The sequence below is a fragment of the Ruegeria sp. BC6 genome (assembly GCF_056539185.1).
The window spans coordinates 459854-472520 of the sequence record NZ_JBQFUM010000002.1 but is presented as its reverse complement, the minus strand read 5'-3'; the positions used below and the strand labels follow the sequence as shown (position 1 = coordinate 472520).

Below are 12667 nucleotides of genomic sequence, written 5' to 3'. Positions count from 1 at the left end.
TGCCTAATTCGAGGTCAGCGTTATAGCAGCGCGATCCTCAGGCTCAAGCCGCGGACGCAAGCCCAGCAGCGGCGCGATGCGGCCGATCAACTCGGCCGCCACGGGTACCGCCGTCCAGCCTGCCGTGCGGCGCTTTTCGCCGTAGGCCAGAATCGACGGTTCGTCCAGCGCAACGATCAGAACATATTTCGGATCATAGGCCGGAAAGACCGAAGCGAAGGTGGCGATCACCTTGTCATCATAGTAGCCGCCGCGCGGCTTGGGCTTGTCGGCGGTGCCGGTTTTACCGGCCACGGCATAGCCCGGAACGTCACCAAAGCTGGCGGTTCCATCCGTCACCACTTTGCGAAGCATCATCAGCGATTGTTTGGCCGCGTTTTCTGACATCACTCGCGGCCCGTATTGCGGCCCGTTGCGGCGCAAGATCGTGGGGCTGACATAATGCCCGCCATTGGCGATGGCCGCATAGCCCGCCGCCAGATGCATCGGGCTGGTCGACAGGCCGTGGCCGTAGGAAATGGTGACGGTGCTCAATTCGCCCCACTTCTTGGGCTTGAGCGGCACCCCGCCCTTGGCCTCGACGATCTCGAACGGGGTGGGGTCGAACATGCCCAGCGCGTCCAGGAACTGTTGCTGGCGCTCGGCGCCGATCTGCAGCGCCAACCGCCCCGTGCCGCGGTTCGAGCTGTGCACAATCACATCGGCCACGCTGATCTTGCCGTAATTCTTGCCGTTGAATTCGCCGATCGGGAAACGCCCGATCTTCATCGGGCCCGAGGTGTCGATGATCGTGTCTGCATTCACCAGCCCCAGATCGACCGCCTGCGCGGCGGTGAATATCTTGAAGACCGAGCCAAGTTCATACACGCCCTGCACATAGCGGTTGAACAGAGGGCTGTCCGAAGGGTCGAACCCCGAGGTCGGCGGGCGCGGACGGTCGTTCGGGTCGAACGAGGGCAACGAGGCAGCAGCAATCACTTCGCCGGTATGGGCGTTCATCAGCACCGCCGAGGCGCCCTTGGCGTTCATGATCTTCATGCCGCCGTCCAACACCTGTTCCACCGCCGCCTGAACGGTCAGGTCAAGCGACAGCTGCAGCGGCTTGGTTCCGTTGGCCGGGTCGCGCAGATAGTCATCGAACTGTTTTTCCACCCCGGCCACACCGATCACCTCGGCAGCCGAGACGCCTTCGCGCCCAAAGCCTGACCCGCCAAGGATATGCGCGGCCAGCCGGCCATTGGGATAAAGCCGCATTTCGCGCGGGCCGAACAGGATGCCCGGATCGCCGATGTCGTGCACCGCCTGTTTCTGCTCGGGCGAGATGCGTTTCTTGATCCACAGGAATTTGCGCTTGCCGGTGAAGTCCTTGACCAACCGCTCTTTGTCCAGATCCGGGAAGATCGCCACCAGCTTTTCCGCGGCCGCGATCGGGTCGATCATCAGCGGGGGCTGGGCATAAACGGAATATGTATCAAGGTTGGTCGCAAGGATTCGGCCTTCGCGGTCCACGATATTCGCCCGCTGCATGGCAATCGATGCGCCCGGGGCGCTCGCCAGCGGTTCTTGCGCCTCCGAAGTAGCCAAAGCGCCCATCCGGAACCCGACAACGGCAAATGCCGCAAAGAAAAACGCGCTGAGCACCAGCAACCGCCCTTCGGCGCGGGCGCGGGCGCGGTCCTTCATCTCTTCGTGGCGGCGGCGGATGTTCTCGCGCTCGATCACCTTGGGGTTTTCCCCGCGGGCGCGGGCCTCAAGGATGCGGGCAAGCGGGCGGAGCGGTGTTCGCGTCATGGGATCTGAACCTCGCCCAGGGCCTGGGTGTCGGTGATCGCCTGCAGTTCGATCGGGTCGGCGATGGGCAGGTCGGGATCCTCGGCATAGGCGATCTGGTCCGCGCGCCCGAACTGCTCGGCGCGGAGCGGCAGAAGGCCCAGACGCTCGAAATTCAGGTCGGCCAATTCACGCAGTCGGTCCGGACGGTTCAGATAGGCCCATTCGGCCTGCAATACAGCCAGCCGGGCCTGCGCCGCGCCGATCTGGTGCTGCAGAGACTGGGTTTCCTTCAGCACCTGTTGGGTGCGGTAGTTTTCCTGATAGGCCCACAAGGCCAGCCCGAAAACACCCAAGGCGGTCAATACAAACAGAATACTCTTCATCTTGCCTTTCCCCCGATCATGGGCATGCCGATGGCGCGGGCATCAATTTCCCCCGCCGGAGCATCGGTACGAACAGCAACCCGCAACTTGGCAGAGCGCGCGCGCGGGTTGTCCTGCAACTCCTGCGGGTCGGGGCCGATGGCTTTGCGGGTCTTCAATGTGAATTGCGGCTGATCCTGCTGGATTTCGGGCGCATAGCGGTTGGCACGGCCGGTCTTGCCAGCGCGCGACTGGAAAAAGCGTTTGACCATCCGGTCCTCGACCGAGTGGAAAGTGACCACCGCCAGCTGTCCACCCGGCTTCAACGCGCGCTCGGCGGCCATCAGGCCCATGAACAATTCCTCGTATTCGGCGTTCACCGCAATGCGCAGCGCCTGGAACGACCGCGTGGCCGGATGGGACTGGCCGGGCTTGGCGCGGGGCAGGCAGGATTCGACGATCTCGGCCAGACGCAGGGTGGTGGTGATGGGCGACTCGGTGCGGGCCTTGACGATGGCGCGCGCGATGCGGCGGCTTGCCCGTTCCTCACCGTAGTGGAACAGGATGTCGGCCAATTGCTCCTCGGTCGCGGTGTTGACCAGATCAGCTGCGCTTTCGCCCTCTTGGCTCATGCGCATGTCCAGCGGGCCGTCCTTCATGAAGGAAAAGCCGCGCTCGGCCTGGTCCAACTGCATGGACGAGACACCAAGGTCCAGCACCACGCCATCAAGGTCGTTGGCATATTCATCCATGCGCGAGAAAACACCCGGCTGCATCACCAGTCGGTCGCCATATTCGGCTGCCCAATCCGCCGCCATTTCAAAGGCCAATGGATCGCGATCGACGCCGATTACCTTGTCGGCGCCAGCCTCAAGCAAACCCCGGGTATAGCCGCCCGCACCAAAGGTACCATCCAGCCAGGTGCCGGAAACCGGCTGGACCGCGTCCAGCAAAGGGCGCAGCAGAACGGGAATATGGGGTTTGTCAGATGAAGTGTGATCCGCGCCGGCCATGCCGTCACGCACCTTCGATGCCGTCAAGGAACTGCATCGGATCGAAATCCTCGGGCAGTTCGTCCAACCAGTCTTCGGTGGCGGCCAGTTCCTCGGCCTCGTATGTCTCGGGCTTCCAGATCTGGAACGTGTCGCCCGCGGCGATAAAGAACGCCTCGCCCTCCAGCCCGATCTTGTTGCGCAGCTTGGCCGGCAACACCAAGCGACCCGTTTCATCGACATTGGTCGGGAAAGACTGCCCGTGGAACAGGCGCTGCAACATCTTGCGCTGCATCGAGCCGCGCGGCAGCGCGTCGATCTTGGCGTCGACCTCGTCGATCGCCTCCATAGTGTAGCATTCAAGGTATTTGCGGCGGTGGTCACCGTAAACGATCACCAGTTCAGGATTGTCGCCGGGCTGCCAGTTGGGGTCCGAGGCCTCGAGCACACGGCGAAACGAGGCCGGGATCGACACCCTGCCCTTCGCGTCCACCTTGTGGTGGCTTTCACCTCTGAACCTGCGCGCCAAGACGACTGTCCCTTTCGCTTGCGCCCCACCTACGTCTTCCCCCGGATGAAAAACGGCGGGTTGATCTGCTGCCACTGATCAACCCGCCGCATTGACCCGCTGTGCGGGATGTCCAGCTGCGCGCGCCACCTGGGGGGATGTCTGCTCGCCCGCGCGCCGGATCTCTTGAGTGATGAAAGCGAGATGCCTGTATGAAACCTGTTTGTTTTTGGTTCGGGGTCGTTTGGCGCCCCATGTGCCTCGTCCTCATCGGATGAATAAGGGATGCCATGGGAATTCATGGAAATCAATGAGATTTTTTCCCAAGAAGTTTAGATTCGGAAAATCTACAGCAGTGGAAATTCTTGCGCAAACACGAAAAATGACCACTGATAGACACCAATCAATATCCAAGCACAACATATAGACAGATTCCGCGCCGCAAAAATTTTCCCACGATTTCCCACATTTCTTGCATGATAACCCTGATTCCACCCAACACCCCTCACTTTTTCGACCAAATGGCGCCGAATCACCCTGCGATCCTGGCCGAGCCCCGGAGAGACCGCCCCGGATTTCCCACCAATTCCCGCCAGTCCCACAAAGTCCCATGACCCCACCCAAATCGGGAGTTGACCCAGACGCACAAAAATCGCGCAATCCTGAACCGCACAAATTCCACGTTTACGCGCGCAAATTTTCATCAAAATGATGGGCGGCAGCCAGACCCGAGCAATGCCCCGCAGTTCGCGCTAACGAAAATATCCATATTTTAAAGGCATATTTTCGGGTGTCTGGATTCCGGCAGTCAATCTATGCACTTGCTGCATAGCAGCATTGATCCTGTCCGGTATTGTGCAATCGCAGCATTTGCCTATCTTCAGTCTCAAGCAAGCGCCGGAACATCGCGGCGGAAACGACAGATGATTGGGTAACGAACATGGCAGTCGCAAGCACCAACAGCGCACACAAAAGCGCATCGACATTTGGTTTCGCCTCTCTGATCGAAACCATGAAGACCCGTATCGCACGCTATCGCGTGTACCGCCAGACGGTGAACGAACTGTCAGAACTGTCGGACCGCGAGCTGGCCGATCTGGGCCTGCACCGTTCGATGATCCGTCGCCTGGCCATGCAGGCCGCCGAAGAACAATTTGCGCGCTAAGCGCCACGAAACACCGAGATCAGGTCCACTCCTCCTCCCATAGGACCTGTATTTCAGCGGCAGCATCTCTCCTCCTCCCTGATGCTGCCGCACCCTATACCGGCCTCAACCCGCCGGATGCTGATACATCGGGGCTCTCCTCCTCCCTGCTCTGATGTTGAAAGCGCGCGGTGGCATCTTCCTCCTCCCTGATGCCACCGCGCCCTTCTAATACCGGGCCAGACCCGGAAACGCATACATCGGGTTCTCCTCCTCCCTTCCCGATGTGAAAAGAGCGCGGTGGCACCCTTCCTCCTCCCTGGTGTCACCGCGCGCTTCAGATACCGGGGAAAACCCGGGTTCGGATACATCGGGGCTCTCCTCCTCCCTGCTCTGATGTTGACAAGAACGGCGGTTCCCTCCTCCTCCCTGGGAACCGCCGTTTTTTTCATTCGGCATGAAAAAGGCGCCACGGGCAGGACCGGGCGCCAAACAAAAAAGTCGAGCATGTGCCGGGAGGCACATTCCGCTGGATCAGAACGGCACGTCGTCTTTTGCGGATAGATACTGCGCGACGACCTTCTTGGTTCCGGCCTTGTCGAACTCGACCTCGACCTTGTCCCCCTCGATCCCGACCACGCCGCCATAGCCGAACTTCTGGTGGAACACACGCTCGCCCAAGGTGAAGCTGGCCACGGCGGTCGCGTCGATCACGGTGTTGCGGGATTCACGCGGCTGCGAGGTTCCATACTGCCCCTGCCTTGCCTGCAACCGACGCCAACCGGGCGAATTGTAGACATTCGCCTTAGCCGCGCGGGTTTCAAGATTATTTGACCCATATCCGCTATGAAGGCTAGGCGCCGTCAAGTCTTCAAAATGCTCACCAGATTCAACGCCGAATCCTCCTTTGAGTTCGTCAATGAATCTCGACTTGTACTGATGCTCTCGCCGCCCGAAAATAACTCGACTGTCTGCCCATGAAATCGTGCAGACTTCCTCAGCACGCGTGATACCAACATAAGCCAGCCGCCGTTCTTCTTCTTCACCTTTCCGGGGATGCTCGTCCATTGACCGTTGTGAGGGGAACAAACCGTCCTCCCACCCCGGCAGGAATACAGCCGGAAACTCTAGCCCCTTGGCCGCATGCAGGGTCATGATTGAAACCTTTGCTCCTTCCGCGTCCCGCTCGTTCTCCATGACCAGACTGACATGCTCCAGAAACCCCTGCAGGTTCTCGAAATTGTCCAACTGGTTGACCAGTTCCTTGAGGTTTTCCAGCCGCCCCGGAGCTTCGGGCGTCTTTTCGTTCTGCCAATGGGCCGTATAGCCGGACTCGTCCAGAATGATCTGTGCCAACTCGATGTGCGACACCTCCGGCTCACCGAACCGAATAGGCGCACCGTCATCAATCACCGAGTCATCCTCGATCTCGATCCGTGGCCCGCGCATCATCGCATTCCACCGTGCCAGCCCGTCGATCAGCTCGCGCAAAGCCGCGCCGCCCTTGCCCTTGATCAGCCCTTGCTCCACAGCGATCCGCGCGCCCTTAACCAGCGACACGCCATGTTCGCGCGCGGTGCGCTGGATCGTCTGCTGCGCCTTGTCGCCCAGGCCGCGCTTGGGGGTGTTCACGATCCGCTCGAAGGCCAGATCATCCTCGGGGGAAACCACCAGCCGGAAATAGGCCATGGCATCGCGGATCTCCATCCGTTCATAGAATCGAGGGCCGCCGATCACCTTGTAGGGCAGGCCGATGGTCAGGAACCGGTCCTCGAAGGCGCGCATCTGATGGCTGGCGCGCACAAGGATGGCGATTTCGTCCAGGTTCATCGGTCGCACGCCACGGGTGCCGCCCTGCATGGCGTCGATCTCTTCGCCGATCCAACGGGCCTCCTCCTCACCATCCCAGTGGCCGATCAGGCGGACCTTTTCGCCCCCGGGCTTGTCGGTCCACAACTCCTTTCCCAGACGGCTTTCATTGCCACGGATCACGTTCGAGGCGGCGGCCAGAATATGCGGGGTCGAGCGGTAGTTCTGCTCCAGCCGCACCACGTGGGCGCCGGGAAAGTCTTTCTCAAAACGCAGGATGTTGCCCACCTCGGCCCCGCGCCAGCCATAGATCGACTGGTCGTCGTCCCCCACGCAGCAGATATTCTTGTGCCCGCCCGCCAGCAGCCGCAGCCACAGGTATTGGGCGATGTTGGTGTCCTGGTATTCGTCCACGAGGATGTAGCGGAACCAGCGCTGGTATTGCTCCAGCACGTCCGCGTGGGTCTGGAAGATGGTGACCATGTGCAACAGCAGGTCGCCGAAATCCACCGCGTTCAACTCGCGCAGGCGGGTCTGGTATTGAGCGTAAAGTTCGACGCCCTTGTTGTTGTAGGCCCCGGCATCGGCGGTGGGCACCTTGTCGGGCGTCAGGGCGCGGTTCTTCCAGTCGTCGATGATGCCGGCCAGCATCCGCGCGGGCCAGCGCTTGTCGTCGATATTGGCGACCTGCACCAGTTGCTTGATCAATCGCAACTGGTCGTCGGTATCAAGAATGGTGAAGTTCGGCTTCAGCCCCGCCAGTTCCGCATGGCGGCGCAGCAGCTTGACGCAGATCGAGTGGAAGGTGCCCAGCCACGGCATCCCCTCGGCGGGCTGACCCAGCAGGCGGCCGACCCGCTCCTTCATCTCGCGCGCGGCCTTGTTTGTAAAGGTCACGGCCAGAATCTCGTTCGGCCGCGCCCGGCCGGTGTTCAGCAGATGCGCGATGCGGGTGGTCAGGGCCTTGGTCTTGCCGGTTCCCGCCCCGGCCAGCATCAGGATCGGGCCATCCAACAGCTCGACCGCCTCGCGCTGCGCCGGGTTCAGGTCATCCAGATAGGGCATCGGGCGCGCGGCCATGGCGCGGGCCGACAGCGAGGCGCCTTCGAAGGCGTCATTTTCATCGAAACTGCTCATGCGCCCAAACTAAGCCGGAAGCGCGCCAAGGGAAAGGGTTTGTTCACGGCTTGTTCGCACGGTTTTGCGAATTTCTTTCGTAGCGATGGTTGAGCCGTCAGGTGCGGGCTGCATCCGACTGAAACCCTTGCCGAATCGCGCGGCAGGTCGGATCAATCTGCATGGACCTGCACAGCACCTATCCGGGCATCGAGGATCTGAAGCGCCGCGCACGCCGTCGGTTGCCGCGCTTTGTCTGGGACTATGTCGACAGCGGCACCGGGGCCGAGACCGCGCTGAAACGCAACCGGGCGGCGCTGGACCGCATCGGGTTTCTGCCCGCCATCCTGAAAGGCCCGCTGGAATTCGACACCAGCACCCGCTTTCTGGGGCGCGACCATCCGCTGCCCTTCGGCATGGCTCCGATCGGGATGTGCGGGCTAGTCTGGCCTGGGGCCGAGGTGCTGATGGCGCGCGCCGCCGCGCAGGCGGGCATTCCGTATGTTCTGTCCACCGTCGCCAGCCAAAGCCCCGAGGACATGGCCCCGCATATCGGACCCGATGCCTGGTTCCAGTTGTACCCGCCCAAGGACCCCGAGATTCGAGCCGACCTGCTGAACCGCGCCCGGTCCGCCGGGTTCGGCACGCTGGTGCTGACCGTGGACGTGCCCGTGGCCTCGCGCCGGGAACGGCAGACCCGCTCGGGCCTGACCCATCCGCCGCGCCTGACGCCGCGCCTGCTGGCGCAGATCGCCGCCCGCCCGGCCTGGGCCTGGGGCATGGCGCGTCACGGCAAGCCCCGGATGCGCACGCTGGACAAATATATCGACGGCACCGCCAACCTGCCGCCCACTGCGCATATCGGATACCTGCTCAGGACCTCTCCGGGCATGGATTACGTCAAGTGGCTGCGCGATCACTGGCAGGGGCCGTTCATTATCAAGGGCGTGCTGCGCCCCGAGGATGCCGAGCGGCTGAAACAGGCCGGGATCGACGCGCTTTGGGTGTCGAATCACGGTGGCCGTCAGTTCGATGGCGCTCCGGCCAGCATCGACATGCTGCCCGCCGTCCGCGCCGCGACAGACCTGCCGCTGATCTTCGACAGCGGCGTTTCAGGCGGGCTGGACATTCTGCGGGCGCGCGCCCTGGGCGCCGATCTGGTCATGCTGGGGCGGGCTTTCCTCTATGGCGTTGCAGCATTGGGCGGGCACGGCCCTACCCATGTCATCGACATTCTGCGGCAGGATATGCTTGCAAATATGGGACAATTGGGCGCCGCAACGCTAAAAGATCTGCCGAATGTTAACGCAAACATTGATGCCGCGATGCAGCATGTGCCATAAAACGCCGCAATAGGCGGCGTTTGCGCGCGATAACATGCCGGTTCTACCCAGAACTACAGATATATCTGCGCGTAATCTCGGTCTATTAACACGGCCAAATGAAAAAGACCGGGACTTGCCATGACTGACTTCAAGAAAATCCTGATCGCCAACAGGGGTGAGATTGCCATTCGCGTGATGCGCGCCGCGAACGAGATGGGCAAACGCACCGTTGCCGTCTATGCCGAGGAGGACAAGCTGGGCCTGCACCGGTTCAAGGCGGACGAGGCGTATCGCATCGGCGAGGGTCTGGGCCCGGTCGCGGCCTATCTGTCGATCGACGAGATCATCCGCGTCGCCAAGGAAAGCGGCGCTGACGCCATCCACCCGGGCTATGGTCTGCTGTCGGAAAACCCCGATTTCGTGGATGCCTGCGTGCAGAACGGCATCACTTTCATCGGCCCCAAGGCCGAAACCATGCGCGCCCTGGGCGACAAGGCCAGCGCACGCAAGGTGGCGATTGCCGCCGGTGTGCCAGTGATCCCGGCGACCGAAGTGCTGGGCGATGACATGGACGCGATCCGCAAGGAAGCGGCCGAGATCGGCTATCCGCTGATGCTCAAGGCGTCCTGGGGCGGCGGCGGCCGGGGGATGCGCCCGATCTATTCCGAAGACGAGTTGGAAGAAAAGGTTCTGGAAGGCCGCCGCGAGGCCGAGGCCGCATTCGGCAATGGTGAGGGCTATCTGGAAAAGATGATCACCCGCGCCCGCCATGTCGAGGTGCAGATCCTGGGCGACAAACACGGGCAGATCTATCACCTGTATGAACGCGACTGCTCGGTTCAGCGCCGCAATCAGAAGGTCGTAGAACGCGCCCCTGCCCCCTATCTGACCGAAGAGCAACGCGCCGAGATCTGCGACCTGGGCCGCCGCATCTGCGCGCATGTGAACTATGAATGCGCCGGCACGGTCGAATTCCTGATGGATATGGAGACCGGCAAGTTCTACTTCATCGAGGTGAACCCCCGCGTCCAGGTCGAACACACCGTGACCGAAGAGGTCACCGGCATCGACATCGTACAGGCGCAGATCCTGATCGCCGAGGGCAAGACCCTGGCCGAGGCCACCGGCAAGGCCAGCCAGGACGAAATCCGCCTGAACGGCCACGCGCTGCAGACGCGGGTCACCACCGAGGATCCGCTCAACAACTTCATCCCCGACTATGGGCGCATCACGGCCTATCGCTCGGCCACGGGCATGGGCATCCGGCTGGATGGCGGCACGGCCTATGCCGGCGGGGTGATCACGCGGTATTACGATTCGCTGCTGACCAAGGTCACCGCCTGGGCGCCCACGCCGGAAAAGGCGATCGCCCGAATGGACCGCGCCCTGCGCGAGTTCCGCGTGCGCGGCGTTTCCACCAACATCGCCTTCGTCGAGAACCTGCTGAAGCACCCGACCTTCCTGTCAAATGAATACACCACCAAGTTCATCGACGAGACGCCCGAGCTGTTCCAGTTCAAGAAGCGCCGCGACCGGGGCACCAAGGTTCTGACCTATATCGCCGACATCACGGTCAACGGGCACCCCGAGACCAAGGATCGCCCGCGCCCGCGTGCCGACCTGAAAGAACCCAAGCCCCCCGCGCCCAAGGCCGAACCGCTGATGGGCACGCGCAACCTGCTGGAGCAGAAGGGCCCGCAGGCCGTGGCCGATTGGATGAAAGCCCAGCGCCAGTTGCTGATCACCGACACCACCATGCGCGACGGGCACCAGTCGCTTCTGGCCACCCGGATGCGCTCGATCGACATGATCCGCGTCGCACCCAGCTATGCGGCGAACCTGCCGCAGCTGTTCAGCGTCGAATGCTGGGGCGGGGCGACCTTCGACGTGGCCTATCGGTTCCTGCAGGAATGCCCCTGGCAGCGCCTGCGCGACCTGCGCGAGGCCATGCCCAACCTGATGACCCAGATGCTGCTGCGCGGTGCCAATGGGGTGGGCTATACCAACTATCCCGACAATGTGGTGCAGGAATTCGTGCGCCAGGCCGCGCAGAACATCGACGTGTTCCGCGTCTTCGACTCGCTGAACTGGGTCGAGAACATGCGCGTGGCGATGGATGCGGTGATCGAGAACGGCAAGATCTGCGAGGGCACCGTCTGCTATACCGGCGATATCCTCGACCCGAACCGCGCCAAGTACGACCTGAAATACTATGTCGGCATGGCCAAGGAACTGCGCGACGCCGGCGCCCATGTTCTGGGCCTCAAGGACATGGCCGGCCTGCTGAAACCCGCCGCCGCGCGGGTGCTGATCCGCGCATTGAAGGAAGAGGTCGGCCTGCCGATCCATTTCCACACCCACGACACCGCCGGCATCGCCAGCGCCACCATCCTGGCCGCCAGCGAGGCGGGCGTGGACGTGGTGGACTGCGCGATGGACAGCTTCTCGGGCAACACCAGCCAGGCGACCCTGGGAACCGTGGTCGAGGCCCTGCGCCACACCGACCGCGACACCGGTTTGGACGTGAAGGCGATCCGCGAGATCAGCGACTACTTCGAGGCGGTGCGCGGCCAGTACGCCGCCTTCGAATCCGGGCTGCAGGCCCCCGCCTCCGAGGTCTATCTGCACGAGATGCCGGGCGGCCAGTTCACCAACCTCAAGGCGCAGGCGCGTTCGATGGGGCTTGAGGAACGCTGGCACGAGGTGGCGCAGATGTATGCGGACGTGAACCAGATGTTCGGTGACATCGTCAAGGTGACGCCGTCCTCGAAAGTGGTGGGCGATATGGCGCTGATGATGGTCAGCCAGGGCCTGACCCGCGACCAGGTCGAGCGTCCCTCGACCGACGTGGCCTTCCCCGATTCAGTCATCGACATGATGCGCGGCAATCTGGGCCAGCCTCCGGGCGGCTTCCCCGAGACGATCGTGACCAAGGTGCTGAAAGGCGAAAAGCCGAACACCGAACGGCCGGGCAAAGACGTGCCTCCGGTTGATTTGGAGGCCACCCGCGCGGAGCTCTCGAAACAGCTGGAAGGCATGGAGGTCGACGACGAGGACCTAAACGGATACCTGATGTATCCCAAGGTGTTCCTGGACTACATGGGCCGTCACCGGATCTATGGCCCGGTACGCACCCTGCCCACCCGCACCTTCTTCTACGGAATGGAGCCGGGAGAGGAGATCTCGGCCGAGATCGACCCGGGCAAAACGCTGGAAATCCGCTGCCAGGCCATTGGGGAGACCGACGAGAATGGCGAAGTCAAAGTGTTCTTTGAACTCAATGGCCAACCGCGCGTCATCCGCGTTGCCAACCGCCTTGTGCAAGCTTCGACCGCCCAGCGCCCCAAGGCCGAGGTCGGAAACGCCAATCATGTCGGCGCGCCGATGCCGGGCGTGGTTTCGACTGTGGCGGTCACCGCCGGGCAGGAGGTCAAAGAAGGTGACCTTCTGCTGACGATCGAAGCCATGAAAATGGAAACCGGCATCCATGCCGAACGCGACGCAACCGTGAAGGCGGTGCATGTCCAGCCCGGCGGCCAGATCGACGCCAAGGACCTTTTGGTCGAGTTGGAATAAAACCGTTAAAACACAGAAAGGCGCGCCATCAAGCGCGCCTTTTTTTATCCGAGCGGGCGAGT

8 protein-coding genes are annotated in these 12667 nt (G+C 62.2%); 3 read left to right on the top strand and 5 right to left on the bottom strand.

Annotated features, from left to right (window positions below):
• Positions 1 to 3 precede the first annotated feature (3 nt).
• The 4 genes from ACR0MM_RS09810 to mraZ are packed head-to-tail and all read right to left on the bottom strand — an operon-like array spanning position 4 to position 3656.
• A complete protein-coding gene (locus tag ACR0MM_RS09810; RefSeq protein ID WP_480695869.1) occupies positions 4 to 1791 on the bottom strand; it encodes a peptidoglycan D,D-transpeptidase FtsI family protein in 1788 nt (595 codons plus the stop codon).
• Positions 1788 to 2156 carry a cell division protein FtsL gene (gene ftsL, locus ACR0MM_RS09805; RefSeq protein ID WP_093964833.1) on the bottom strand — a complete coding sequence of 123 codons (369 nt, stop codon included), beginning with the start codon at positions 2154 to 2156 and terminating at the stop codon, positions 1788 to 1790. The genes ACR0MM_RS09810 and ftsL overlap by 4 nt, the downstream gene beginning before the upstream one ends.
• Positions 2153 to 3148, bottom strand: coding sequence for a 16S rRNA (cytosine(1402)-N(4))-methyltransferase RsmH (rsmH, locus tag ACR0MM_RS09800; protein WP_170438695.1), 996 nt, complete (start codon positions 3146 to 3148; stop codon positions 2153 to 2155). The genes ftsL and rsmH overlap by 4 nt, the downstream gene beginning before the upstream one ends.
• A 4-nt stretch (positions 3149 to 3152) precedes the next feature.
• Entirely contained in the window at positions 3153 to 3656 is a 504-nt protein-coding gene (gene mraZ, locus ACR0MM_RS09795) for a division/cell wall cluster transcriptional repressor MraZ (protein ID WP_093965061.1), read from the bottom strand.
• A gap of 919 nt (positions 3657 to 4575) precedes the next feature.
• On the opposite strand from mraZ, the gene ACR0MM_RS09790 reads away from it, so the two are divergent.
• Positions 4576 to 4800, top strand: a complete 225-nt coding sequence (locus tag ACR0MM_RS09790) for a DUF1127 domain-containing protein (protein ID WP_093964832.1) — start codon at positions 4576 to 4578, stop codon at positions 4798 to 4800.
• 513 nt (positions 4801 to 5313) lie between these two features.
• Here ACR0MM_RS09790 and ACR0MM_RS09785 read toward each other — a convergent pair.
• Positions 5314 to 7725, bottom strand: a complete 2412-nt coding sequence (locus tag ACR0MM_RS09785) for an ATP-dependent helicase (protein ID WP_480695867.1) — start codon at positions 7723 to 7725, stop codon at positions 5314 to 5316.
• A gap of 161 nt (positions 7726 to 7886) precedes the next feature.
• Here ACR0MM_RS09785 and ACR0MM_RS09780 point away from each other — a divergent pair, with 161 nt between their 5' ends.
• Entirely contained in the window at positions 7887 to 9047 is a 1161-nt protein-coding gene (locus tag ACR0MM_RS09780) for an alpha-hydroxy acid oxidase (protein WP_480695865.1), read from the top strand.
• Between the two features lie 120 nt (positions 9048 to 9167).
• The gene (locus ACR0MM_RS09775; RefSeq protein WP_480695863.1) at positions 9168 to 12605 is read left to right on the top strand and encodes a pyruvate carboxylase; all 3438 of its coding nucleotides are present in this window, start codon (positions 9168 to 9170) and stop codon (positions 12603 to 12605) included.
• Positions 12606 to 12667 lie beyond the last annotated feature (62 nt).